The 23,432-nt window shown below is 59.1% G+C and carries 25 protein-coding genes and 1 pseudogene; 14 read left to right on the forward strand and 12 right to left on the reverse strand.

The window, feature by feature from the left end; translation table 11 throughout:
* Window positions 1-5: 5 nt before the first annotated feature.
* Together AC097W_RS08285 and AC097W_RS08290 are read left to right on the forward strand one after the other, a co-directional pair.
* Window positions 6-950: a cation diffusion facilitator family transporter gene (locus AC097W_RS08285; RefSeq protein WP_479602015.1), complete on the forward strand. Its 945-nt coding sequence runs from the start codon at window positions 6-8 to the stop codon at window positions 948-950.
* Entirely contained in the window at window positions 934-3,471 is a 2,538-nt protein-coding gene (locus AC097W_RS08290; RefSeq protein ID WP_479602016.1) for a cation-translocating P-type ATPase, read from the forward strand. The genes AC097W_RS08285 and AC097W_RS08290 overlap by 17 nt, the downstream gene beginning before the upstream one ends.
* Here AC097W_RS08290 and AC097W_RS08295 read toward each other — a convergent pair.
* From AC097W_RS08295 to AC097W_RS08305, 3 genes are read right to left on the reverse strand one after another with little or no spacing between them, the layout of a single operon-like run.
* Entirely contained in the window at window positions 3,450-3,713 is a 264-nt protein-coding gene (locus AC097W_RS08295; RefSeq protein WP_479602017.1) for a DUF6587 family protein, read from the reverse strand. The genes AC097W_RS08290 and AC097W_RS08295 overlap by 22 nt on opposite strands.
* 2 nt (window positions 3,714-3,715) lie before the next feature.
* Window positions 3,716-5,605 carry a ferrous iron transport protein B gene (gene feoB, locus AC097W_RS08300; RefSeq protein ID WP_479602018.1) on the reverse strand — a complete coding sequence of 630 codons (1,890 nt, stop codon included), beginning with the start codon at window positions 5,603-5,605 and terminating at the stop codon, window positions 3,716-3,718.
* Window positions 5,602-5,844, reverse strand: a complete 243-nt coding sequence (locus AC097W_RS08305) for a FeoA family protein (RefSeq protein ID WP_479602019.1) — start codon at window positions 5,842-5,844, stop codon at window positions 5,602-5,604. The genes feoB and AC097W_RS08305 overlap by 4 nt, the downstream gene beginning before the upstream one ends.
* A gap of 123 nt (window positions 5,845-5,967) precedes the next feature.
* Between AC097W_RS08305 and AC097W_RS08310 the strand changes: the two genes are divergently transcribed.
* Complete coding sequence (locus AC097W_RS08310; protein WP_479602020.1) at window positions 5,968-6,504, forward strand: DUF1003 domain-containing protein; 537 nt, start codon at window positions 5,968-5,970, stop codon at window positions 6,502-6,504.
* Here AC097W_RS08310 and AC097W_RS08315 read toward each other — a convergent pair.
* On the reverse strand, window positions 6,493-7,092 hold the full coding sequence (locus tag AC097W_RS08315; RefSeq protein WP_479602021.1) for a response regulator transcription factor: 600 nt from the start codon (window positions 7,090-7,092) through the stop codon (window positions 6,493-6,495). The genes AC097W_RS08310 and AC097W_RS08315 overlap by 12 nt on opposite strands.
* Window positions 7,073-7,570, reverse strand: coding sequence for a hypothetical protein (locus AC097W_RS08320; protein WP_479602081.1), 498 nt, complete (start codon window positions 7,568-7,570; stop codon window positions 7,073-7,075). The genes AC097W_RS08315 and AC097W_RS08320 overlap by 20 nt, the downstream gene beginning before the upstream one ends.
* Here AC097W_RS08320 and AC097W_RS08325 point away from each other — a divergent pair.
* From AC097W_RS08325 to AC097W_RS08375, 11 genes and pseudogenes are all read left to right on the forward strand, one after another.
* Window positions 7,476-7,892: pseudogene (locus tag AC097W_RS08325) on the forward strand (TRAP transporter small permease); the annotation flags it as partial. The gene AC097W_RS08320 and the pseudogene AC097W_RS08325 sit on opposite strands and share 95 nt — an antisense overlap.
* Window positions 7,889-9,178: a TRAP transporter large permease gene (locus tag AC097W_RS08330; RefSeq protein ID WP_479602022.1), complete on the forward strand. Its 1,290-nt coding sequence runs from the start codon at window positions 7,889-7,891 to the stop codon at window positions 9,176-9,178. The pseudogene AC097W_RS08325 and the gene AC097W_RS08330, both read left to right, overlap by 4 nt.
* A 163-nt stretch (window positions 9,179-9,341) precedes the next feature.
* On the forward strand, window positions 9,342-9,902 hold the full coding sequence (locus tag AC097W_RS08335) for a cytochrome b (RefSeq protein WP_479602023.1): 561 nt from the start codon (window positions 9,342-9,344) through the stop codon (window positions 9,900-9,902).
* Window positions 9,903-9,979: 77 nt separating this feature from the next.
* Window positions 9,980-10,519, forward strand: coding sequence for a YceI family protein (locus tag AC097W_RS08340; RefSeq protein ID WP_479602080.1), 540 nt, complete (start codon window positions 9,980-9,982; stop codon window positions 10,517-10,519).
* Window positions 10,520-10,555: 36 nt separating this feature from the next.
* Window positions 10,556-11,131: a YceI family protein gene (locus tag AC097W_RS08345; protein ID WP_479602024.1), complete on the forward strand. Its 576-nt coding sequence runs from the start codon at window positions 10,556-10,558 to the stop codon at window positions 11,129-11,131.
* A 101-nt stretch (window positions 11,132-11,232) separates the two neighbouring features.
* Entirely contained in the window at window positions 11,233-12,720 is a 1,488-nt protein-coding gene (locus tag AC097W_RS08350) for an RNB domain-containing ribonuclease (RefSeq protein ID WP_479602025.1), read from the forward strand.
* Window positions 12,713-13,525: an ABC transporter ATP-binding protein gene (locus tag AC097W_RS08355; RefSeq protein ID WP_479602026.1), complete on the forward strand. Its 813-nt coding sequence runs from the start codon at window positions 12,713-12,715 to the stop codon at window positions 13,523-13,525. The genes AC097W_RS08350 and AC097W_RS08355 overlap by 8 nt, the downstream gene beginning before the upstream one ends.
* A 5-nt stretch (window positions 13,526-13,530) precedes the next feature.
* On the forward strand, window positions 13,531-14,301 hold the full coding sequence (locus tag AC097W_RS08360; protein WP_479602027.1) for an ABC transporter permease: 771 nt from the start codon (window positions 13,531-13,533) through the stop codon (window positions 14,299-14,301).
* Between the two features lies 1 nt (window position 14,302).
* Window positions 14,303-15,508, forward strand: coding sequence for an MFS transporter (locus AC097W_RS08365; protein ID WP_479602028.1), 1,206 nt, complete (start codon window positions 14,303-14,305; stop codon window positions 15,506-15,508).
* A gap of 28 nt (window positions 15,509-15,536) precedes the next feature.
* Entirely contained in the window at window positions 15,537-16,622 is a 1,086-nt protein-coding gene (locus tag AC097W_RS08370; RefSeq protein ID WP_479602029.1) for a patatin-like phospholipase family protein, read from the forward strand.
* Window positions 16,623-16,640: 18 nt separating this feature from the next.
* Window positions 16,641-17,315, forward strand: a complete 675-nt coding sequence (locus AC097W_RS08375; protein ID WP_479602030.1) for an LON peptidase substrate-binding domain-containing protein — start codon at window positions 16,641-16,643, stop codon at window positions 17,313-17,315.
* A gap of 22 nt (window positions 17,316-17,337) precedes the next feature.
* On the opposite strand, the gene AC097W_RS08380 is transcribed toward AC097W_RS08375, so the two are convergent.
* The 7 genes from AC097W_RS08380 to AC097W_RS08410 all read right to left on the reverse strand — a co-directional run bounded on the left by AC097W_RS08380 (window position 17,338) and on the right by AC097W_RS08410 (window position 23,419).
* Complete coding sequence (locus tag AC097W_RS08380; protein ID WP_479602031.1) at window positions 17,338-18,735, reverse strand: aminopeptidase P N-terminal domain-containing protein; 1,398 nt, start codon at window positions 18,733-18,735, stop codon at window positions 17,338-17,340.
* Window positions 18,736-18,752: 17 nt separating this feature from the next.
* Window positions 18,753-19,583 (reverse strand): nucleotidyltransferase family protein, encoded by an 831-nt coding sequence (locus AC097W_RS08385; protein ID WP_479602032.1) that lies wholly within the window; start codon window positions 19,581-19,583, stop codon window positions 18,753-18,755.
* 92 nt (window positions 19,584-19,675) lie between these two features.
* A complete protein-coding gene (locus tag AC097W_RS08390) occupies window positions 19,676-20,407 on the reverse strand; it encodes an aspartate/glutamate racemase family protein (RefSeq protein WP_479602033.1) in 732 nt (243 codons plus the stop codon).
* Window positions 20,404-21,144, reverse strand: coding sequence for a GntR family transcriptional regulator (locus AC097W_RS08395; protein ID WP_479602034.1), 741 nt, complete (start codon window positions 21,142-21,144; stop codon window positions 20,404-20,406). Before AC097W_RS08395 ends, AC097W_RS08390 begins: the two co-directional genes overlap by 4 nt.
* 19 nt (window positions 21,145-21,163) lie before the next feature.
* Window positions 21,164-22,210 (reverse strand): CobW family GTP-binding protein, encoded by a 1,047-nt coding sequence (locus AC097W_RS08400; protein ID WP_479602035.1) that lies wholly within the window; start codon window positions 22,208-22,210, stop codon window positions 21,164-21,166.
* Window positions 22,197-22,448, reverse strand: coding sequence for a hypothetical protein (locus AC097W_RS08405; RefSeq protein WP_479602036.1), 252 nt, complete (start codon window positions 22,446-22,448; stop codon window positions 22,197-22,199). The genes AC097W_RS08400 and AC097W_RS08405 overlap by 14 nt, the downstream gene beginning before the upstream one ends.
* Window positions 22,449-22,537: 89 nt before the next feature.
* Complete coding sequence (locus AC097W_RS08410) at window positions 22,538-23,419, reverse strand: polysaccharide deacetylase family protein (protein ID WP_479602037.1); 882 nt, start codon at window positions 23,417-23,419, stop codon at window positions 22,538-22,540.
* Window positions 23,420-23,432: the final 13 nt, after the last annotated feature.

Here is a 23,432-nt window from a genome sequence, read left to right on the forward strand (position 1 = left end):
CCAACATGAATTTTTCTGATATTGCCGACGACTCCGAAGACACGCAACACACCGCAGCTGAGCGTTCTGCTGCCGCGTCACGCAGCACCTGGGTCAGTGTGGGGGTCAATCTGGTTTTGACGATCACGCAAATTGCGGTCGGTGTTTTCGCCAAGTCGCAGGGTTTGATTGCGGACGGTATTCATTCGCTGTCCGATCTGGTGGCCGACTTTGTGGTGCTGTTCGCCAGCCACCACAGTAAAAAGGACGCAGACGAGGACCACCCCTATGGTCACCAGCGTTTCGAGACCGCAGCTTCCCTCGTGCTGGGTTTGTTGCTGCTGGCGGTTGGCGTGGGCATGTTGTGGTCGGCTTTTCGCAAGCTCGAATCGCCTGAAACGGTACAGCAGGTGCACGTGATTGCACTGTGGGTGGCCGCAGGGGCACTGGTTGCCAAAGAGCTGCTGTTTCGCTACATGTTGTCGGTGGCCAAGCGGGTGAAATCCAGCATGTTGGTAGCCAACGCCTGGCATGCCCGATCGGACGCCGCGTCGTCGTTGGTGGTCGGTATCGGCATCATTGGCAATCTGGCGGGGTACCCGATTCTGGACCCGATTGCCGCACTCATCGTGGGCTTTATGGTGACCAAAATGGGTTGGGGTTTTGGCTGGGATGCCATGCACGATTTGATGGACCGAGCCGTGGATGAGCAAGAGGTTGAAGCCATCCGCCAGACACTGGTGCAGACGCCGGGCGTGAGCGGTGTGCACGACGTACGAACCCGCAAGATGGGTGACATGATTGTGGTGGACGCGCACCTTGAAGTCGATTCTTCCATTACCGTGGAAGAGGGCCACGACATCGCCGTGGAAGCCCGCCAGCGGGTATTGCAACGCCACCGTGTGCTCAACCTGATGACGCACGTGGATCCGTGGAAACGCCCCGATCTGGATCATGCCTCGCCTACCTGATGAACTCGTCGGCGGGTTGAGTGCGCTAGAGGCGCGCCAGCGCCTGGAGCGGGACGGCTCGAACGAACTGCCCACCTCCAAACCGCGCGGCGTATTGCGCCTTTTGGCCGATGTCGTGTCAGAGCCCATGTTTTTGTTGCTGGTGGCCTGTGGGGCCATTTACATGGTGCTGGGGGACCGAAATGAAGCTCTGATGCTGCTCGGTTTCGTTTTTGTCGTGATGGGCATCACGTTCTTTCAGCAGCGGCGTACTGAGCGTTCGCTGGACGCTTTGCGCGACCTGTCCAGCCCGCGTGCATTGGTTGTTCGCGGCGGCCGGGTGGTTCGTGTCGCCGGGCGTGAACTGGTATGTGGAGACCTGGTTTTGCTGGCCGAGGGGGACCGCGTTCCGGCGGATCTGGAATTGGTGGAATCGTCCAACCTCACAGTGGATGAGTCACTCCTCACCGGTGAATCGGTGCCTGTGGACAAGCAGGCCGATGCGGATCAGGTGTTTGCTGGAACGCTCGTGACCCAAGGCACCGCGCGGGGACGCGTGGTGGCTACGGGTTCCCGCAGTGCGTTGGGCCGCATTGGCCAGTCGCTGGCCGCGCTGGGTGGCGAGAGCACACCCATCCAGCAAGAGACCCATCGCATTGTTCGGCGCATTGCGGTTGTGGGACTGGTTCTCGCCGGCGGTTTGGCCGTGGCCTATGGGGTGAGTACGGGCGACTGGTTGCGTGGTCTGCTGGCCGGTCTTACGCTGGCCATGGCGATTCTTCCTGAAGAACTGCCCGTGGTGCTGACGATTTTTTTGGGTTTAGGGGCGTGGCGTCTTGCGCGGGAAAATGTGTTGGCGCGCAGCATTCCTGCGATTGAATTGCTGGGTGCCACCACCGTGCTGTGCGTCGACAAGACCGGTACGCTGACCGCCAATCGCATGGCGGTGCGGCGACTGTGGTCCGAAACCGCGCAGTACGACACCGTGCAGCAGCTCGCCGATCCGTTGCGGGAAGACTTGCATGGCGTGCTGGAGTTTGCCGTACTGGCCAGCCACCGTCGGGCGTTTGACCCGATGGAAACCGCCATCAGCCATGCGGGTCAGCGGTTGCTGGCCGACACTGAGCATCTGCACTCCGACTGGACGCTGGTCAATGACTACCCGCTCTCACGCGAAATGCTGGCGATGTCCAGGGTCTGGCAATCGCCCGACCGGCGCGAGCGGATGATTGCAGCCAAAGGTGCGCCCGAGGCCATCGTTGATTTGTGCCACATGAGCACCGTCCGCGGCGCAGCCATTGCCCATCAGGTGACCCTGATGGCTGGCGCAGGCTTGCGCGTATTGGGCGTAGCACAGGCGACCTTTGGTGCCGAGGTGTTGCCGGGCAATCAGCATGATTTTGAGTTTGAGTTTCTGGGTCTTGTTGCGCTGGAAGATCCGGTGCGGGCAGACGTTCCACAGGCCATTGCCGAATGCCACGCAGCCGGCATTCGGGTTGTGATGATTACGGGTGACCATCCGGCCACCGCGGTATCCATTGCGCGCCAGGCTGGTTTGAGCGCGGACGGCGCGGTCGTGACGGGGCCCGAGTTGGCCGCCATGAATGACGAAGAATTGCGCGTGCGGCTGGCCGATACCCAGGTGTTCTGCAGAGTGCAGCCGGAGCAAAAGTTGCGACTGGTGCAGGCCTTTCGTGCCCGGGGAGATGTGGTGGCCATGACGGGCGATGGCGTCAACGACGCCCCTGCGCTGAAGGCGGCCCACATCGGTGTGGCCATGGGCGCGCGGGGTACCGATGTGGCGCGTGAGGCGGCAGCGCTGGTGCTGCTCAACGACGATTTTTCGTCACTCGTCACCGCGGTGCGTTATGGCCGTCGCGTATTTTCCAACTTGCGCAAAGCCATTGTTTTTGTCATTGCAGTGCATATACCCATCATCGGTCTGTCGATCATGCCGGTATTGCTGGGCTGGCCCTTGCTGCTGATGCCGGTGCACATTCTGTTCCTGCAACTCATCATTGATCCGGCTTGCTCGGTCGTCTTTGAGGCGGAGCCGCTGGAGGCCGACGCCATGAAAGCCAAGCCGCGTGATCCTGGGCTGCATCTGTTTGATGCAGCGGTGCTGGTGCGCGGGTTCTGGCAAGGTGTTGGCCTCTTGGTGATTCTTGTGGCCGTGTATGCAGGCACCCGTTTCATGTACCAATCGGACGACCTGGCGCGGGCCATGACGTTTACGGTACTGGTGTTGTCCAACCTGGGGCTGATACACGCCAATCGATCCTGGAGCCGGACATCCTGGCGTGGCCCGGATGTGGCGAACCATTATTTTGGCTGGATCAGTGGCCTCACGCTGGCCTTGCTTGCTGGCGTGCTTGGCATTGCACCTATCCGCACGCTGTTTGCTTTCGCTGAGCCCACGCCCATCCTGTTGCTGGCAGGAGTGGGTGTGGCGTTGTTAGGCGTATTGTGGTTTGAGTCGGTCAAATGGGCACTGGGCCGCAACGAGAAACGCGTGGAGTGTCAGCCTTTGCGCTGCGGATGAAACCGGATCACTTGCGTTTCTGGCTTGGGTGGATGGTCCGCAGCCTTGTCGCATCCACTGCAGTCGCAACCGGATGATTGGCTTGCCGTCCGATGGAGCATGGCCAACCACGCGTTGGGCACAGGAAATCTCAGCAACCGGGATGCGAGAAAACGGCGCGCTACAGCGGGCATCAACACCCAGCCCGCATAGGCGCTGCAGGCCAGCACGATCAAAGTGACGATGAAATACTGTACTGTCATGGTTAGCTGGCCCCCAGCCACAACGTGAGACGGTAGGTCACAAACGACGCCAGGTAAGCCAGCGCAAACATGTAGGCCGCCATCAAAATGGGGTAGCGCCAGGAGTTGGTTTCGCGTTTGACGACGGCCAGGGTCGAGATGCATTGTGGTGCAAATACATACCATGCCAGCAATGAAAATGCAGTTGCCAACGACCAACCTTGCGCGATCACCGGTGCCAACGAATCGGCCACCGAGTCGCCTGCCGCAGACAGTGAATATACCGTTCCCAAAGCTCCCACGGCCACTTCACGCGCGGCCAGACCGGGTACCAGTGCGACGGAAATCTGCCAGTTGAAACCAATGGGCGCAAAGATCGGCTGCAGTGCATGGCCCAGCATGCCGGCCATGCTGTATTGAATGGCCGCACCGGTAGCACCCTCAGGAGGTCCGGGGTAGGTGGACAGAAACCACAAGACCACCATCAGGGAAAAAATGATGGTGCCCACGCGCCGCAGGAAAATCCGCGCGCGTTCCCACAGGCCGAGTACCAGGTTGCGGATGCCCGGCACGCGGTAGGGCGGTAGTTCCAGCATCAACGGCTGGTACCGATTCTTCATCCATACCCGCTTGAATACCCAAGCGACACCCATCGCCGACACGACGCCCGCCACGTACAGGGTAAAGAGTGTGAGCCCCTGCAGGTTGAAGATGCCGATGCTGCGGTCCGGCACAAAAGCGCCAATCAACAGCGCGTAAACCGGTAGTCGCGCCGAGCAGGTCATCAGCGGCGCCACCATGATGGTGGCCAGGCGGTCTTGCCAGTTGGCAATGGTGCGGGTGGCCATGATGCCGGGAATGGCGCAGGCAAAACTCGACAGAAGCGGAATGAAGGCGCGCCCGGACAAACCGACCTTGCCCATCAGCGTGTCCAGCAGAAACGCGGCGCGCGGCAGGTAGCCGGAGTCTTCCAGAAGCAGGATGAAGAAAAACAGAATCAAGATCTGCGGCAAGAAGACCACCACGCCACCCGCACCGGCAATCACCCCGTCCACCAGCAGGCTGCGCAGAGGCCCGTCGGCCATGTGGGAAGTGGTCCATTCCGCCAAAAAGGCCATGCCGGACTTGATGGCATCCATCGGTACATTGGCCCAGGAAAACACCGCCTGAAACACCAGGAACAGGATGACCGCCAAAATCAGCAAGCCCCATATCGGGTGCATTGCCAGCGCGTCGATCCGGTGATGAAAGCGCTGGAACTGCGTGGCGTTCGGCGCGGCAATGGCCAAAATGCGTCGCACTTCCCGCTGTACTTCTGCGCTGCCCCGGGGTATGGGTCTTTTTGGTTTCACCGCTGACGACGGAGCCGTCTCGGTTGCAAGCGATTGCTCGATTTGTGTCACAAGCTTCTGGTGGCCGTTGTGCCGCACGGCCACGGTCTCCACCACGGGGCAGCCGAGTTCAGCCGACAGCTTGGAGACGTCAATGTCCAGACCGCGTGCTCGTGCCACATCCGTCATATTGAGGGCGACGATGACGGGTTGGTTCAGTCGCCGCAGTTCCAGTACCAGGCGCAGGTTCATGCGCAAGTTGGTGGCATCGATCACCGCAACGATGGCGTCCACCGGGGCTTCGCCCGCGCGGCGCCCGTCAATCACCTCCATGGTGACCTCTTCATCGGGCGTCGCCGGGTTCAGGCTGTAAACGCCTGGCAGGTCGATGACCGATACGGTTTTTCCGTTGTTGAGTCGGGTGAGCCCGATCTTGCGCTCAACGGTGACGCCGGCATAGTTGGCGACCTTCTGGCGGGCACCAGTCAGCAGGTTGAACAGGGCGGTCTTGCCGCAGTTGGGGTTGCCTACCAGCGCCACATTCCAGGCGGCAAGCTGGGGAATCGCCGACACAGTGCTCATGCCAGGGTGACCTCGATGCAGTTGGCTTCTATCCAGCGCAAGGCAAACATTGTCTCGCCGATCACAACCGCGAGCGGCTCACGGCCGCCTGGCCCGCGTCGGAGCAGCTGAACGGGTTCTCCCGGAATGAATCCGAGTTCTCCGAGTCGGTCCAGTGTGGCTGTATTCGTGTCGGCTGAGGTGCCTGTTACGTTCAGCACGGTGGCGTGGGCCCCAGTGGAAAGATCTGTCAATCGCATAGTGGTTCGGCGCCAAGCCTGGACTTTAGCCGTTTTGAATCAATCTAAATGAGAGTGTATCTCATTTAGATTGATTGAGCTATTGTGACTAACCGTAGACTGGCGTAAACGATGAAAGCCACCATGACACAAACAAAACCCAATCCAGCGGCGTCCGTGCGTGACCCGGCTGCAGTCGATCATCTCCGCTTTCATCGTCGTCATGCGCATTTGGCGCCCACATTTGGTACCGACCGCTTTGCACTCAGGGCGGAAGCATTCGCCCGATTCTTTGGAACCCCTGTTTTTCTGGGCGCACAGACACTGATTGTTGCCATCTGGGTTGTCGTCAACGTTGTGGGCCTCACCCGGTTCGACGTGTATCCCTTCATTCTGTTGAATCTGGCCTTCAGCCTGCAGGCGGCGTACGCGGCTCCGCTGATCTTGCTGGCACAAACGCGCCAGGCGGCGCGTGACAAGGCGCACGCCGACGCCGACGCACAGCACCGTGAAGCACTTGCCGTTGCCAATGATCAGCGGCAAGCCATCGCAGCCCAGACTGCTGCGCAGATGCTGGAACTGTTACAGCAAAATACAAAACTGACCGAGCTCACCAAAGCGCTGACTGAACGTGTTGAACACCTGACGGTTGAGATGCATGCCCGATTTCTAGCGGGGTAGGCGTGCGCGTGCAAGCAGTGTGGCCACCTCAGCCGAGGAGCGCACCCCGAGCTTGCCAAACACCCGCGCCCGATGAACCTCCACCGTCCGCACGGAAACGCACAGCTCATCTGCGATCACTTTGTTGAGCTTGCCTGCGGCAACCAGCTGCATCACAGCGTATTCACGTTCCGTCAGGCTGGCCATGCGTTCCTTCTCATCGCCGAGTTCTGCCCGTAGCGAATGGCTGGACTCTTCCAGGGCGAGCGCACGCTGCACACGCTTGACCAGTGCATCACCGCTGAACGTTTTTTCGATGAAATCAAAGGCACCCTTTTGCAGTGCGTCCACTGCCATGGAAATGTCCCCATGGCCGGAAAGAAAAAGGACAGGCAATGTGATCTGACGCGCCAGCAATTCGTCGTGCACTTGCAGGCCTGACATAGGCTCCATGCGCACATCCAGCACGATGCAGCCTCGCAGAACACGGGCGGAAAGTGCCTCCAGCAGCTCCCGACCGGAGGCATAGGTGCACACATTAAAACCGTGAGACTGCATCAAGAAGCCCAGTGCATCGCGAACCGGTGCCTCATCGTCCACCAGATGCACGGCTATCTGCCGCGTTGCGTAACAGGTTAATCAGCACCTGCTCCACAAGAACGGGGTCGGCCAGAACCGCCGGCAACGGGAAGGCGTCCGAGATTTCAACCTGAACGCCCTGGCCCTGAAGGTCGCGACGCAACAGGGTCAGTGCCCGCTGAACAATATCAGCCAGGAAGCAACGCTCCCTCTGGGGTGCGCGCCGGGTAAGAAAACCGCGTATGCGCTGCACGATTCGGCCTGCCTCTGTCACTTGCTCACCGGTCCGGCGAACCGCATCCAGAACCAGTTGATCGTCAAAATTGCGTCGCTCCAATGAACGAAGGACACCTGCGTTGTAACCAGCGATAGCCGCCAGCGCCGAGGCCACTTCGCCCAGCGTGGTCAGCCGGCGCAGCAAGTTCGTTATTTTGGGCTTGCTGGCGGGTGCGCTTTTTACCGGAATCGTAGGCACGCTGGGCCTGCGTTTCGTTTGGGAAAACGGCATGCACTACTTTGTGTCGACCGCCTTTGGTATGGCGCCTGCTGATTTGCCTGAAGGCCCCACCACACCGGATCTCGAATGGCCCACCTGGATGGTTTACTCGGTCATTCCGCTGGGTTCCTATTTGATGTGCTTTCGTTTCCTTCAGGTTACGGCCAACTTCCTGCGGACCGGTGAGTTGCCGCACCATGATCACGGTCACGTCGATGGTCTGGATGAAGACATGCCATTGGAGCCTGGCAAAGACGATGCGATTTATCGCATGGACGACAACCTGCATCCCCATGGCCTGGATCAGAACAAAAACAAGGGTGGCCAGAAATGAACGCGTTAATCATTTTGAGCCTGCTGGTGGTGCTGATGCTCACCGGCATGCCCATCTCCATCTCGCTCGGTCTCACCGTGCTGTCCTTCCTGTTCTTTTTGACGGAGGTGCCCATTGAATCGGTTGCGTTGAAGCTGTTTACCAGTATTGAGAAGTTCGAGATCATGGCGATTCCGTTCTTCATATTGGCGGGCAACTTCCTGACCCACGGCGGTGTGGCGAAACGCATGATTGCGTTTGCCACATCGATGGTTGGCCACTGGCATGGCGGACTGGGTTTGGGCGGCGTGCTGGCTTGCGCCTTGTTCGCTGCAGTGTCGGGCTCCAGCCCGGCTACGGTGGTGGCTATTGGCTCGATTCTGATGCCTGCCATGGTCAAGGCGGGATTCCCCAAAGGCTTTGGTGCCGGGGTGATCACGACGTCGGGTGCCCTCGGCATTTTGATTCCGCCATCCATTGTGATGGTGATGTATTCGGTCTCGACCAACACTTCGGTGGGTGCCTTGTTCATGGCAGGCGTGGTTCCTGGAATCGTGTTGGCCTTTTTGCTCGGGCTCACCACCTGGTACCGCGCCAAGAAGAACAACTACCCGTGCCAGCCCAAGGCCACCTGGGGTGAACGCTGGGTATCGTTTCGCAAGGCGATCTGGGGCTTGTTGCTCATTGTGGTCGTGATGGGTGGCATCTACTCCGGCATGTTCACGCCTACTGAGGCAGCTGCCATGAGCGCGGTTTATGCGTTCGTTGTCGCGGTATTTGTTTACAAAGACATGGGCCTCAAAGACGTGCCGCGGGTGTTGCTCTCATCGGCCAACATGAGCGCCATGCTGTTGTACATCATTACCAACGCCGTACTGTTTTCTTTTCTGCTGACCCATGAAAACATTCCACAGCAAATGGCAGATCAGATGATTGGAACAGGCATTGGGATGATTGGATTTCTGTTGATCTCCAACGTGCTGCTGCTGATTGCGGGTAACTTCATGGAGCCCTCCAGCATTGTGTTGATTCTGGCACCCATTCTGTTCCCGATTGCCATGAAGCTGGGCATCGACCCGGTGCACTTTGGCATCATCATGGTGGTGAATATGGAAGTGGGAATGTGCCATCCACCGGTGGGGCTGAACCTGTACGTGGCGTCCGGCATCACCAAGATGGGCATTACCGAGCTGACCATTGCGGTCTGGCCTTGGCTGCTCACCATGTTGGGCTTTCTGGTTGCGGTGACTTACTGGCCGACCTTGACGCTCGCCTTGCCCAGGGCGCTCGGGATGGTGGCTGGCTAGCGGGTAACGGTCCGGCCCGCTGTCAGGTGGGTCGGGCTTCATTCAAAATTATTGAATCATTGCGACAAGCGATTTGAAATCTGTAGCGAATCCAGTCTAATAAACTACGATTCTCTTTCGGTAATTCACAGGTTTTCCTGTGATATTTATTCAAATTTTTGCAATGAAGTCCAACGTCACCATTTCCCGCTATAACGGGATTTCCATCGCGCTGCACTGGATCCTGGCGATCGCTTTGGTGGCAATCTTTGTGGTCGGCCTTTACATGGCCGATTTGCCGTTTTCGCCCCAACGCCTCAAGCTCTATAACTGGCACAAATGGGCTGGCATATCGATACTTTTCCTGTCGATCGTCCGACTGGCCTGGCGCCTGACCCACCGTCCGCCGGTGCTGCCCCAGTCCGTAGAGTTTGGCATGCCGCAGTGGCAACTTCGGGTGTACCACGCTACGCATTTCCTGTTCTATGCACTTTTCTTTATCGTGCCTTTGGTTGGCTGGGCGTACAGCTCAGCTGCCGGTTTTCCAATAGTTGTGTTTGGCGTTCTGCCGCTGCCTGACTTTGTGGAAGCGAACAAAGAACTTGCCGAACTGATCAAACCATGGCATCAGATTTCTGCCTTTGCATTGGCTGGATTAGTAGTGCTGCATGTGGCAGCAGCTCTCAAGCACCACTGGATTGACCGCGATGGCTTGCTCCAGCGCATGCTTCCAGGGCGCAGCTGAACCCCGTCTTTTCGATGTTGAAAACAAGGAACCATTCCATGAAATCTTTCATTCCCGTCGCTCGCGCAACCGGCGTCATGCTGCTGGTTGCCGCAGGTGCGTTGTCGGCGCAGGCCGACCAGAAGCTGGTGCCAGCGCAAAGCGAGATTACGTTTGTGAGTAAGCAGATGGGCGTCCCGGTTGAGGGGCGCTTCAAGAAGTTCGACGCACAAATTGTTTTTGATCCGGCCAAGCCGGACGCTGGCAAGATTGCCTTTACGGTGGACATCGCCAGCGCAACACTGGGCTCACCCGAGCCCGACGCCGAGTTGCCGAAAGCGACCTGGTTCAACACAGCCAAATTCCCGCAGGCCACCTTTCAGTCCAGCGCCATCAAAGGCCTGGGTGGTGGCAAGTTCGAGGTGGCAGGCAAATTGGCCATCAAGGGCAACATGCGGGACGTTGTGATTCCTGTGGCGCTCACCCAAAATGGAGCCGCCACAGTGGCTAGTGGCGTGTTCACGATCAAACGTCTGGCCTTCAAAATCGGCGAAAACGACTGGGCTGACACATCCATGGTGGCCGATGACGTTCAGGTCAAATTCAAGTTAGCTTTGGCTGGCGTCGGTAAATTCTGATTTCTTTAACCTTCTATTTTTTCTGGAGTAAACACAATGCGTAAATCCCTTCTTTGCCTGGCAGTTGCAACCACTTTTTTCGCCGGCGTTGCCCAAGCTGAAACATCGACTTACAACATCGACGGAACCCACACGTTTCCCCGTTTCTCTTACAGCCACTTTGGGATGTCCACCCAGTTGAGCCGCTTCAACAAGACGACGGGTGTTGTTCAGCTTGACAAGGCGGCAAAGACGGGCTCGGTCGATGTCGTGATCGACATGAAATCTGTTGACACTGGCTTTTCCGTCTTCAATGGCCATATTCAGGGTGAAGACTTTCTTGATACGGCCAAGTTTCCAACTGCGACGTTCAAGTCCACCAAAGTTGTTTTCGAAGGCGAGAAACCCGTCGCTGTGGATGGCAATCTGACCATCAAGGGTGTGACCAAGCCCGTCACGTTGAAGGTAACCAGCTTCACGAATATGGCACATCCGATGTTGAAGAAGGACGCCATCGGTGCCGATGCCAGCGTTGTTATCAAGCGCAGCGAATTCAATGCGGGTAAATATGCGCCCAACGTGGGCGACGATGTCACCATCACCCTCTCGCTCGAAGCGGTAAAGATCGACTGACCTCTATGGTCAACAGGCCGTAACCCCACAGGTTATGTCCAAGCACTGCCCCGGTGACCTGTATCAGTTTGCCGGGGCAGTGTCAGTTGTATAGTGAGCTGATGCACACCAGTCGTCCTCACCACCGCGCGGACCTCATCCGCATTGCCACCAGCACCATGTCCGAGCGGGGACTGGAGCCCGAGTTCTCTGCTTTGGTTGAAAAACAACTCAGGTCCATCACCGAACCCGCTCGCGAGCGTGGACCGCAGATCCAGGATCTGACCGGACTGCTGTGGTGTTCCATTGATAACGACGATTCCCTCGACCTCGACCAGCTCACCGTGAGCGAGGAGCTTCCCCAGGCTGCCACCCGTCTGTGGGTGGCCATTGCCGATGTCGATTCGCTGGTTGCCAAGGGCTCGCCCATTGATGACCACGCCCGTACCAACACCACGTCGGTCTACACCTCGGCCCGCATCTTTCCGATGTTGCCCGAGCGCTTGTCTACCAACCTGACGTCGCTCAATGCGGGTGAAGACCGACTGGCCCTGGTAACCGAGATGGTCTTCAGCGCCGACGCCACGCTGACCGGATCCACGGTCTACCGTGCTTTGGTGCGAAACAAGGCCAAGCTGGCGTATGACGCAGTCAGCGCCTGGATGGATGGTAGCGGCGCATTGCCCGGTTCGGTTGCAGCCGTGCCTGGCATGGAGGCCCAGTTGCGCACGCAAGACACGGTTGCCCAGAAGCTGCGCTTGCGCAGGCATGCAGCGGGCTCACTGGAGTTCGAAACGTTTCAACCCCGCGCCGTGTTTGAGGGTGACGAAGTGGTCGATATTCGCCAGCAGGTGCAAAACCGGGGGCGTCAGCTGATTGAGGAAGTCATGATCGCCACCAATGGTTGCACCGCACGCTATCTTGCCCAGGTGGGCGGAGCCAGTTTGCGGCGGGTGGTGCGTTCACCGGAGCGCTGGTTGCGCATTGTGGGCGTGGCAAAGGAATATGGTGAATCCTTGCCGACCGAGCCTGATTCGCAGGCGCTGGCGGCCTTTCTCGCCAAGCGCCACCAGGCCGATCCGCTGCGTTTTCCAGACTTGTCGCTGGTCATTGTCAAGCTCATGGGTTCGGGTGAATATGTTGTCGAGGTACCCGGTGGCCCGCCAATCGGCCACTTTGGTTTGGCTGTGCGCGATTACACCCACTCGACCGCACCCAACCGGCGTTTTCCTGACCTCATTACTTCAAGGCTACTCAAGGCCGCACTTGCGGGAACACCGCCACCCTACTCCCATGCTGAACTGGGTGAATTGGCGCTGCATTGCACCCGCCAGGAAGACGCCTCCCAAAAGGTGGAGCGCAAAATGCGCAAGTCGGAAGCGGCGCTGTTGCTCGAATCCCGCGTGGGCGAGCAATTTGACGCCATTGTGACCGGCAGCACCACGCGCGGCATCTGGGTTCGCGTGATCAATCCGCCAGCCGATGGCAAACTGGTCGTCGCCAACAGCAACCTCCAGGTGGGCGACAAAGTGCGCGTCAAACTGGTCGCTACCGACGTGGAACACGGCTTTATCGACTTTGTGCCGTTGGGCGGATCACGGCATGCCTGACACCGTTGGGAATCCTGCCATCGCCACCCTCGGCTTGTCCAAGCGTTTTGGTGATTTTCTGGCGCTGGACCAGTTGAGCCTGACGGTGGCACGGGGTCGGATTTTTGGCCTGCTGGGTCCCAACGGCGCGGGCAAGAGCACGGCAATCAAGATCCTCACCACGCTGCTCGATGCGAGTTCCGGAACCGCTGCCGTCGCAGGGTTCGACGTGGCGACGCATCCGGTCGAAGTGCGGCGGCGTATCGGTTACGTGCCGCAGCTGTTGTCGGCCGATGGGGGGTTGACCGCGGTTGAAAACCTGAACCTGTCTGCCCGCCTTCACGGGCTGCACGGTGCAAAACGCACTCAGCGCGTGGACGAGGCGGTGGCCTTTGCCGGCATTGAGACCGTGGCGCACAAACTGGTGCGAACCTATTCTGGCGGCATGGTCCGAAGACTGGAGATCGCGCAGGCAACGCTGCACTATCCAGAGGTGCTTTTTCTCGACGAGCCGACCATTGGCCTGGACCCTGTGGCGCGCCGCACGGTGTGGGATCGCCTGTTGCAACTGCAGCAGGACAAAGGCATCACCATTTTGCTCACCACCCACGACATGGAGGAGGCCGATGTTTTATGCAATGTACTGGCAGTCCTCCACCAAGGGCGACTCGCCGTTACGGGCAAGCCTTCCGATCTCAAAGCCCAACTAGGACCGGATGCGACACTGGGTGATGTGTTTGCCCATTTCAGTGGTGCAGTCATCGACCACGGTGGCCACGACCGTGATGTGCGTGAAAGCCGCGCTGCGGCCCAAGGGCGCGGGTGACACGCATGTTCGATTTCCTATTGGAGACCGCCGCCGTCGCTGAGGCTGAGGTGCGCAAGCTGATGCGCGACCCGTCGGATCTGCTCTCACGCGCGGTGCAACCGGTGTTGTGGCTGGCGGTGTTTGGGCAGGTCTTTAGCCAGATCCGTGGCATGCCCACCGGCAATCTGCGATACCTAGACTATATGGCGCCCGGCATTTTGGCGCAAAGCATTTTGTTCAGCGCGATCTTCTACGGCATTGCCATCATCTGGGAGCGCGACCTAGGTATCGTGCACAAGCTCCTGGTCACACCAGCGCATCGCAGTGCGCTGGTCATGGGCAAGGCGGTGGCGGCTGGCCTGCGGGGCTTGGTTCAGGCCGTCGTCGTGTACCTGGTAGCCGTCGCGTTGGATGTGGATATTCGCTGGGAGTTTTTCTCGATGCTGACAGTCGCATCCGGCGTGGTTCTGGGGTCCTGCATCTTCGCGACGTTTTCGTTGGTGATTGCGTGCATCGTCAAGACCCGGGAGCGCTTTATGGGCATCGGGCAGGTGCTGACGATGCCCTTGTTCTTTGCCTCCAATGCGCTCTATCCGCTGGAGCTGATGCCCGGTTGGCTAAGGACAATTGCAGGTTTCAATCCGCTGACGTATCTGGTGGACGTGTTGCGCGGCGCCATGATTGTGGGCGGCCACAGCAACTTCGCTACCAGCACCAGCTTTGGCGTGATGCTGCTGGTTTTCGCCGCGCTGCTGGCTTTGGCATCCCGGCTTTACCCTGGACTGGCGCGTTGACATGACACCCAAAAATGAGAACCCCTTACCCCTGGACCCGGTCAAGTCGCGACAGCTTCATCCGGATATTCTCAAGCTGGGGCTGGTGAGCTTTCTCACCGATCTCAGCTCGGAGATGATCTTTTCGGTATTCGCGGTCTTTTTTACGACTGTCGCGGGTGCGTCGGCCGCATTGCTGGGGCTTATTGAAGGGCTGGCCGACCTGTCATCCTCATCCCTGAACTACCTTGCAGGCTGGCTGTCCGACCGCAGTGGCAAACGCAAGGCTTTTGTCATCGCAGGCTATGGTTTCTCAACGCTTGCCAAGACCATTTTGCTGGTGGCAAATGGAATTGTGGGTCTGAGTCTGTTTCGCGTCATCGAGCGGCTCGGAAAGGGCTTTCGCGGGCCACCCCGTGATGCGTGGCTCTCCAGCATTGCTGACCCCAAGACGCGCGGTTACTCCTTTGGCGTGCACAAAGCGCTCGACAAGGCCGGTGCTGTCCTGGGGCCACTGGTCGCCTATGCATTGCTGTCCTCGTTGGGTGAATCCGCCAGCACGTACCAGACGCTTTTTCTCGTGGCATTTGTTCCTGCTGTGCTCAGCGTTGTCGTACTGGCGTTCGTCAAGGACAAGCCCGGTGCCTGCCACGAACGCGAAAACATTGCCCAGAACTGGCGCGCCCTCAGCCCCGCCTTCAAGCGTTTTCTACTCCCGGCGGGTATCTTCGCGCTGGCGTACTTCAGTCTTGGGTTTTTGTTGTTGAAGGCACATGACGTGGGCTTCAGTGTGACCGATATCGTGTTGCTCTACGCCTTGTTCAATACCACCTGCGTGATCGTTGCGCCGATGGTTGGAACAATGGGAGATAGGGTGGGCCGAAGCCGAATCGTTGTGCTGGGGTACGCACTCTACGGTGTGATCAATGTCGGCTTGATTTTTGCCAGCAGCCGGTGGGAACTGATCGTGCTGTTTGCGTTTTACGGTTTTTTCTACGCCATCGAAGACTCGCAGAGCAAGGCCTTCATCGCCGATCTGGAGCCCGATCGCCGTGCCACAGCGGTGGGTGTCTACAACTTCGTCACCGGGGTGCTCTACCTTCCCGCTTCGCTGGTAGCGGGTGCGCTATGGGCCTTTGCACCCGGTCTCGCCTTTTCCTTTGGTGCGGTCCTGTCACTGGCTGCAATCGTGGCCTTCGTGGTGATCAAGCCAGCGGCCGTTCGCTGAACGGCTTGCAGTTTGCTACGCTATCGGAATGAATCAACAATATAACCATCCACTCAATCTCGCCTTGCAGGGTGGTGGCTCGCATGGTGCATTCACCTGGGGCGTACTCGACGCCTTGCTGGAAGATCGCCGCATCGACATTGAAGGGATCAGCGGCACCAGTGCCGGGGCCATGAATGCAGTGGCGCTGGCCCACGGATTTGCGCAAGCCCTGGGCAAGCCAGAAATCGAGGCGCGCGAAGCGGCCCGCGAGTCTCTGGCCAATTTCTGGAATGGTATTGTGGGCATGGGTGCAGGGGGCCAGGCCCAGCGTGCCCCCTTTGATTTGCTTTTAGGTCGCACCGGCGCCGACAGCTCACCCACTGCGCGCTGGGCGGACGCCATGACCCGGGCGTGGTCCAACACCCTGTCGCCCTACCAGAGCAATCCGTTTGATCTGAACCCGCTCAAAGACTTTGTGGAGCGGCAAGTGGATTTCGAACGCCTCACACAACTCAAAAAACTGAAAGTATTTGTAGTAGCGACGCGTGTCAGTACGGGCAAGGCCGAAGTCTTCTCGGGCAAACGCCTCACCGCAGAAGCGGTGATGGCGTCTGCGTGCCTGCCCATGGTGTTTCAAGCCGTGGAAATTGAAGGCGATCATTTCTGGGATGGTGGCTACTCCGGTAACCCCGCCATTCACCCGTTGATCTATGAATGTGCAAGCCCCGACATCATGCTCGTGCAGATCAACCCCATTCGCCGCGACAAGCTGCCCACCAGTGCCAGCGACATCATGGATCGCCTCAATGAAATCACCTTCAATGCTGCGCTGATTGCGGAAATGCGCGCGATTGATTTTGTCAAACGGCTGCTCGCCGAGGGCAAGCTGGACCCGACGCATTACAAGAATGTCCTGATGCACCGTATTGATGGCGGCGAGACGCTCGAGCAGTTCCATGCCGCAACCAAGGCGTCCACTGATGCGAAGTTGATCAAAACACTGCACGATTTGGGTCGGGAGTCTGCGCTCGCGTGGATAGAGAAGCACCATCAATCGCTTGGCGTGGTGTCTACCGTCAACATCGCGAGAGATTACCTGGATGACCTGCGCGTGCCTGTTCATGCGCCCTGAAACGGAGAGCATGCTGCCATGTCCGATGCACTGACACTTACCTCGCTTCCGCTCTTTCCGCTGGGCACCCTGCTCTACCCGGGCGGAACGCTCCCGCTGCAAATTTTTGAGGTGCGCTACCTCGACATGATTGGCAAGTGCCACAAGTCGGGGGCACCGTTTGGAGTCGTCTCGTTGACTGAAGGAAGCGAGGTGCGCCAGCGCAATGCCGGGTCATCCCAAGAAGCGGCTTCCCCCGGTGACGGTTTTGTCAACGAGGTGTTCAACAACGTTGGCACGCTGACCCACATTACCGAGTTTGGAATGCCGCAGCCCGGCCTGATGGTCATTACTTGTGTTGGCGCGCAGCGCTTTGAGATAGCGCGGCGCGAAAAACTCAAGCACGGTTTGTGGATTGCAGATGTCACCTGCCTAGCAGCCGATCAGACTATTCCCATTCCTGACGATTTGCAGCGCACCGCGAATGCCTTGGGCAATGTGATCCAGAGTCTGCAACTGCGCGGCGTGACCGCAGCGCAAATGCCCATGCGCGCACCCTACCAGCTCGATGACTGCAGCTGGGTGGCCAACCGGTGGTGTGAATTGCTGCCTATTCCCACCGACCTGAAACAGCGACTGCTGGTGCTGGACAACCCGCTGCTGCGGCTGGAGCTGGTGAGCGATATTCTGGATCGCACTGGGATTGCGACCTGAGCAGGCCCCATCGGTTGCGCCTTTACGGTCGCATCAGCGCTTCAATCTCATCTGCCCCCACCGGCACACCACGCGAGATCAATTCACAGCCTTCGGCCGTGACGATCGCATCGTCCTCAATCCGTATCCCTATATTGTGAAATTGCGCGGGCACGCCTTCTGCCGGGCGCACGTAGATGCCGGGCTCAACCGTCAGCACCATGCCGCTTTGCAGAATGCGCGCGGGGCGATCCTTGATGGTCTCGCCGGTCAGCGCATCTTTGCGTTCGCTGATCTGGCCGCGCTGGCTCGGCTCGGTGTAAGTGCCGCAGTCGTGCACGTCCATGCCCAGCCAGTGGCCCGTGCGGTGCATGTAGAACTGGAAATAGGCGCGCTTCTCGATCACGTCCTGCAGGGTGCCGACCTTGTTCTTGTCCAGCAGGCCCAGATCCAGCATGCCTTGTGCCAGCACTTTGACCGTGGCGTCGTGCGGGTCGGTAAAGCGCGCCCCCGCCTTGGTGGCTGCCACTGCGGCATCTTGTGACGCCAGCACCAGCTCGTAGAGCGCACGCTGGGGACCCGCAAATCGGCCATTGGCCGGGAAGGTGCGGGTGATGTCGCTGGCATAGCCGTCGAGCTCGCAGCCAGCGTCAATCAGCACCAGTTCGCCGTCGCGAATGGGCGCCGTATCGGCGCGGTAATGCAGCACGCAGGCATTGGCACCGGCCGCCACAATCGAGCCGTAGGCGGGGTACTGGGAGCCGTGCATGCGGAATTCGTGCAGCAGCTCCGCATCCAGGTGGTATTCGCGCACATCCTTGCCGTTGCGCAGCATACGGGCGCTGAGCTGCATGGCGCGGATATGGGCCCCCGCGCTGATCTGCGCGGCGTGGCGCATGGTGGCTTGCTCACTGGCGTCCTTGAAGAGGCGCATTTCGTCCAGGGGTCCGCACAAGTCGCGCTGCTGCTCGGGGCACAACGCGCCGTAGCGCACGCGGCCGCGCACCGGTTGCAGCCATCCGTCCACACGGGTTTCCAGGCCCTTGTGGGTCGCAAACGGGTACCACACCACGTCGCGGTTTTCCAGCATCTTGGGTAGCCGGGTGTCCAGCTCGGCTACGGAGAAAGCAGCGTCTACGTCCAACGCAGCAGGCGCAGCATCCGGCCCCAGGCGGAAGCCATCCCAGATCTCGCGTTCCAGGTCTTTGGGTTGGCAAAACAGGGTGGTTTTGCCGTCACCGGTGATGACCAGCCAGGCGTGGGGCTCGGCAAAGCCGCACAGGTAAAAGAAGTAGCTGTCTGGGCGAAACAAGAAATCGCTGTCGCGGTTGCGTTGTTGCTCTGGCGCGGTCGGGATGATGGCGATGCCGTCCTTACCCAGTTGGGCTGCCAAAGCGGCGCGGCGCTGGGCATAGGGGGGAGTTGTGTGGGGTGTGTTCATATGCATGTTGAAAATGTTCAGGCGTTGATTTGTGCCAGCCTTTGGGGCGTTCCCACATCGGTCCAGCTACCAGTGTAAATCTCGGCGCTCACTTGCTGGTGCGCCATGGCGGCACGCAGCAGTGGTGCCAGCGGTGCCTTGATGCCTTGTGGGTTGCCTGTGGGTATATCGCACCATGGCGGCGCAAACAGGGCGGCGCGGTACAGGCCGATGGTGCTGTAGGTGTATCGGGCTTGTGGGTCATTGGCGGGCAGGCTCTGGGCGAGGCCCACCCCGTTGGCGTCAGTCGGGCCCAAACCAAAGTCGCCCCGCAGGTTGTGCTCGGGGTTGGGCACCAGCCAGAGATGCGCCAGCTTGTCGCTGGCCACAAAACGGTCTACCGCTGCCTGGCTGAACACAAAGTCGGGTGCATACACGTCACCAGCCAATACCCAGAATGCGTCGCCGAGCAGCGGCAGCGTGCGGGCTATGCCGCCTGCGGTTTCCAGAGCGCCGCCAAAATCATGCCCTTCGTGTGAGTAGGCAATCTGCACGCTATCAGGAATATGCTCCTGATTTGATAGCTGCTCGCGCATATTCGACGGGGGCTGGAGTGCGAAAACGTTCCCAAATTGCTCCGCAATTCTGTCCCCCAGCCAAGCCGTGTTGACCACCACACTGGCAAATCCGCCACGCGCCAGCGCCTCCATGGGCCACTGCATCAGCGGTTTGCCGTGGACGGTCAGCAGAGGCTTGGGTACGGTGTCGGTCAGCGGGCGCATGCGCTCGCCGCGGCCAGCGGCCAGAATCAGGGCGGCAATGCGGTCGGGTGAGGGGGGCAGGAGTGCGGAAGAGGGGGGTGAGGTCATTGACACCAATTTTGCCTTGTCCACGGAAAGCGTGTGCCGGACTGACCCAACTTCTTGCGCCACCCGGTTAGTCGCCTCACCGCATGGTGAACTCAGCTGAGATCCTGCATTTCAGACGACAGGTTCTTCCATGGGAAGTCAAATGTCTTTCGCGCTTGTGCGGCGTCCGTCGCTGCGCGATCCACCGCGCAGGTCGTTGCAGACACGACGCTGTCAATCAACCTGGCCCTTACCAGCGGCTGGATCAACTCGGCCATGCCAGCCAGACCGGCACCACCCAGAATGATCACTTCTACACCGTAGCGACTCGCCGCCGCATTGCAGGCTTGGGCGAGCAGCGTCTGCGCCGCAATGGGGTCTGCTGCCAGTTGCGCACCGCTAGGGGCTACTGTGTGGATACCGGCAAGAAGCGCAGAGAATCCAAGGGCATGGGCCAGTCGCTCCAGAATGGGTACCCACCGGGCTCCGCCTGTCACGATGGCAAATCGCCCGCTTCTGGCAGCCTCGGTAAACGACGCTTCGGCGAGCCCCGTAACCGGCACCTGGCTGACTTCGCGCAGCGCAAGCAGTCCCGGGTCTCCAAAACAGCCAATCAGCACCGAGTGAAAGCGCTCTTTTTGCGGGGACAGAGCACAAGCCCATGCGTCCAGCACCGCGTGGCCGGCCACCGCGTAGCTGGCCTCGCAGGCAATATAGGGGGCGCCAAAGCGCGCGGTACACACGGCGACGGCACTTGCAGGTCCGGCGACGCGCGCGGCGTGCAGTTGGAGCAGTTCGCTGATGGACTGCGAGGTGTTGGGGTTGATGATCAAAATGCGTTTCATACGTCCTCACGCAAGGTCGGTGGTGCTGGGGTTTCGTCAGGTGTGCCGAACAACGACAAGAGGTCGGGAGCGCCCCAGTCAGGTTGGTTGAACTGCAGTTGCGCTTCCAGCCCCACCAGATGCGTGTGCATCAGGCGCGATGCTTCGTCGGCAAGGCGCAGGCGAATGGCATCGAGTAAAGCGCGGTGCTCGTGGCAGTCGCAACCACCGGCCCGTGAAGCTGAGCGCAAGTGGCTCACGCCATATGCCATCAAAATAAGCGAAGTGCGCGATACCAGCTCCCGCAGCATTCTGCCCATCGTCTGGTGCTGGGACGCGTTCGCAATGTGCAAGTGGAAATCACCGGCCAGTCGAATGGCGCGGTGGTAATCGCCCCGAAAGCGCGCCTCCTCTTCCTGCACGATGCTCTGCGTCAACACGTCGAAGTCCGAAGGGTTGGCTTTTTCCATGAAGCACGCAATCAGCGGAGGCTCAATCAGGCGACGCACCTGAAACACCTCGCGTGATTCCTGTTCGGTGGGTTGCGCCACGGTGGCACCGCGATTTGGCGTCAGTGTGACGACCTGCTCGTTGGCCAGTCGCACCAGCACGGGACGGATGCGCGTGCGGGAAACACCGAACGCAGAGGCCAGGCGGTCTTCACCCAGTTTGGTGCCTGGGGGCAAACGGTGGTCCAGAATCGTGGCGACCATCCGCGCGTAGATATCGTTCTCGGTTAATGCAAAAGATTCAGTCATCGGGTCGCTGTCTTGTTCTCTAGTGCACCACACGCGGATGCTTGCCCAAGGATTCTTGAAATACCTCAAATGACTGCCTGATCTGAACACTATCGATGCCGATGACAATGAACACCAGCTTGGATTGGCGCCTACCGGGGGGCCACGCCTGCAAATGCGATGCTGGATGCACGAGATGTTGAACGCCGTGGATGACAACGGGGGTGTCGCATCCCTGCACATCAAGCAGCCCCTTGATGCGCAGGATCCTGTCACCATGGGACTGCAGCAGCAAGGTAAGCCAGACACCAAAAACGATCCAGTTCACGGCATCGTCGAATTCAAGAACAAAGGACTCCACTCCCTGCGCATGCGCGCTGCCGGACGAGCGCGCCAAAGTACGAGATGCGCCCAAGGGAGCCCGCTCGAACCACCGCTCCACCTCACGGTCCTTGTTGGCCACGGTGAACACATCTTCGCCCAACAATTGCGCTGCGGTTGCGTTCCCTGGGTTCGCATTAATTAGTACTGCACCCGGGTTCAACCGCGACAGATGCGCCTGCAAGACCACAACGTGCGCAGCATCAACGAGATCGGTTTTGGTCACGACAATGCGGTCCGCAACAGCAATCTGTTTCAGGACCTCAGGAAACTTGCGCAGCTGACTTTCGGCATTCACTGCATCGACGGTCGTGATCACATTACCGACACGGAAATGGTACTGAATCACCCGTTCATGCAGGATGGTGGAGAGCACCGGTGTGGGATCTGCCAAGCCCGTGGTTTCAATGACCAGTCGGCGAAAACGCGGCACCTGACCGGCTTCACGTTTTTCATACAGCAAGCGTATGGCCGCAGCCAGATCGCCGCGCACGGTACAACAGATGCACCCTGACTGCAACAGGACGATGTCGCCTTGTACCGATTCGATCAGGTGATGGTCGACGCCTACTTCACCAAACTCGTTGATGAGAACGGCGCAATCGGAAAAGTCGTCACTGCGCAGCATGCGGTTGAGCAAAGTGGTCTTGCCAGAGCCCAGAAATCCCGTCAGGATATTGATCGGTATCCGCTCACTTGGATCCATGGACTTGCCCCAGCTTCATCAGAAATTGAGGGTCCAGTGGATCCATGGCGCGGCCTGTCATTTGGAGAGCGCAGCGCCAGATATCGGGCAGACTGTCCACGATCTCCCGTTGACCGGTAGGCCCGTTGAGCACAAAGCTGCTCCCCTGCCAGTCATCCAGCTTCAAATGAAAAATTGCCAGCACGCCGTTGGCGACGCGGACTCTTTCCGCCCTTTCGCCGCGCCGCGTAGCCGCCATATCCAATCGCCCCACCCCCGCCGTCCAGTGCTCCGATCCGCCAGGGGTTCAACATAGACCGCACATGGGTACACAGACCTGACGACGGTTTATGTGGCGCGCGGGAAACGCTTGGCGAAATCGTCAGCCATTTCGTTCATGGTGACAAACCGCACGCCAGGGTGTTTGCTCATGTAGGCAAAGAGTCGCTCCAGCATCATCAGAACCTGGGGTCGCCCGGCCACGTCGGGGTGAATGGTGATGGGGAACACGGCGTAATCATTTTCGCGGTAGACCCAGTCGAACTGATCGCGCCACATTTCTTCCAGATGACGCGGGTTGACAAAGCCGTGGCTGTTCGGCGCCTTTTTGATAAACATCATGGGGGGCAAGTCGTCCAGATACCAGTTGGCGGGAATCTCGATGAGGCCGGTCTCTACCCCACGCTGGAGCGGCTTCATCCAGGTTCCGGGTTTTTGGGAATAGTCGATCTTGGTCCACGAATCACCCACACGCACATAGTAGGGATGGAAATCGTTGTGCATGAGTGAGTGGTCGTACTTGATGCCTTTCTTTAAAAGCAATTCATTGCTGACCCGGGAGAACTCCCACCAGGGAGCCACGTATCCGGTCGGGCGCTTGCCCGACAACTGGGTCACGAGTTCGATGCATTTGTCGAGTACTTCTTCTTCTTGCGAAGGTGTCATGGCAATGGGGTTCTCATGGGTGTAGCCATGAATGCCGATCTCATGCCCCGCATCCGCAACAGCCTGCATTTGCTGGGGGAAGGTCTCTATGGAATGGCCCGGAATGAACCAGGTGGTCTTGATTCCGAAGCGCTCGAACAACTGGAGAAGGCGGGGTGACCCCACCTCCCCGGCAAACAGGCCGCGCGAAATGTCGTCAGGTGAATCTTCACCCCCATAGGAGCCGATCCATCCAGCGACAGCATCGACATCCACACCAAAACCACATAATATTTCTTTAGCCATAGGTCAACCTTTT

It is taken from the genome of Rhodoferax sp. GT1R46 (assembly GCF_056521285.1).

Coding starts and splice junctions, on each gene's coding strand:
- AC097W_RS08380 (WP_479602031.1), bottom strand. CDS start 18,735: ATGAACACACCCCACACAACTCCCCCCTATGCCCAGCGCCGCGCCGCT.
- AC097W_RS08370 (WP_479602029.1), top strand. CDS start 15,537: ATGAATCAACAATATAACCATCCACTCAATCTCGCCTTGCAGGGTGGT.
- AC097W_RS08410 (WP_479602037.1), bottom strand. CDS start 23,419: ATGGCTAAAGAAATATTATGTGGTTTTGGTGTGGATGTCGATGCTGTC.
- AC097W_RS08295 (WP_479602017.1), bottom strand. CDS start 3,713: ATGACAGTACAGTATTTCATCGTCACTTTGATCGTGCTGGCCTGCAGC.
- AC097W_RS08405 (WP_479602036.1), bottom strand. CDS start 22,448: ATGGCGGCTACGCGGCGCGGCGAAAGGGCGGAAAGAGTCCGCGTCGCC.
- AC097W_RS08350 (WP_479602025.1), top strand. CDS start 11,233: ATGCACACCAGTCGTCCTCACCACCGCGCGGACCTCATCCGCATTGCC.
- AC097W_RS08390 (WP_479602033.1), bottom strand. CDS start 20,407: ATGAAACGCATTTTGATCATCAACCCCAACACCTCGCAGTCCATCAGC.
- AC097W_RS08385 (WP_479602032.1), bottom strand. CDS start 19,583: ATGACCTCACCCCCCTCTTCCGCACTCCTGCCCCCCTCACCCGACCGC.
- AC097W_RS08400 (WP_479602035.1), bottom strand. CDS start 22,210: ATGGATCCAAGTGAGCGGATACCGATCAATATCCTGACGGGATTTCTG.
- AC097W_RS08340 (WP_479602080.1), top strand. CDS start 9,980: ATGCTGCTGGTTGCCGCAGGTGCGTTGTCGGCGCAGGCCGACCAGAAG.
- AC097W_RS08310 (WP_479602020.1), top strand. CDS start 5,968: ATGACACAAACAAAACCCAATCCAGCGGCGTCCGTGCGTGACCCGGCT.
- AC097W_RS08365 (WP_479602028.1), top strand. CDS start 14,303: ATGACACCCAAAAATGAGAACCCCTTACCCCTGGACCCGGTCAAGTCG.
- AC097W_RS08305 (WP_479602019.1), bottom strand. CDS start 5,844: ATGCGATTGACAGATCTTTCCACTGGGGCCCACGCCACCGTGCTGAAC.
- feoB (WP_479602018.1), bottom strand. CDS start 5,605: ATGAGCACTGTGTCGGCGATTCCCCAGCTTGCCGCCTGGAATGTGGCG.
- AC097W_RS08335 (WP_479602023.1), top strand. CDS start 9,342: ATGAAGTCCAACGTCACCATTTCCCGCTATAACGGGATTTCCATCGCG.
- AC097W_RS08345 (WP_479602024.1), top strand. CDS start 10,556: ATGCGTAAATCCCTTCTTTGCCTGGCAGTTGCAACCACTTTTTTCGCC.
- AC097W_RS08355 (WP_479602026.1), top strand. CDS start 12,713: ATGCCTGACACCGTTGGGAATCCTGCCATCGCCACCCTCGGCTTGTCC.
- AC097W_RS08285 (WP_479602015.1), top strand. CDS start 6: ATGAATTTTTCTGATATTGCCGACGACTCCGAAGACACGCAACACACC.
- AC097W_RS08320 (WP_479602081.1), bottom strand. CDS start 7,570: ATGCCGTTTTCCCAAACGAAACGCAGGCCCAGCGTGCCTACGATTCCG.
- AC097W_RS08395 (WP_479602034.1), bottom strand. CDS start 21,144: ATGACTGAATCTTTTGCATTAACCGAGAACGATATCTACGCGCGGATG.
- AC097W_RS08375 (WP_479602030.1), top strand. CDS start 16,641: ATGTCCGATGCACTGACACTTACCTCGCTTCCGCTCTTTCCGCTGGGC.
- AC097W_RS08360 (WP_479602027.1), top strand. CDS start 13,531: ATGTTCGATTTCCTATTGGAGACCGCCGCCGTCGCTGAGGCTGAGGTG.
- AC097W_RS08330 (WP_479602022.1), top strand. CDS start 7,889: ATGAACGCGTTAATCATTTTGAGCCTGCTGGTGGTGCTGATGCTCACC.
- AC097W_RS08290 (WP_479602016.1), top strand. CDS start 934: ATGCCTCGCCTACCTGATGAACTCGTCGGCGGGTTGAGTGCGCTAGAG.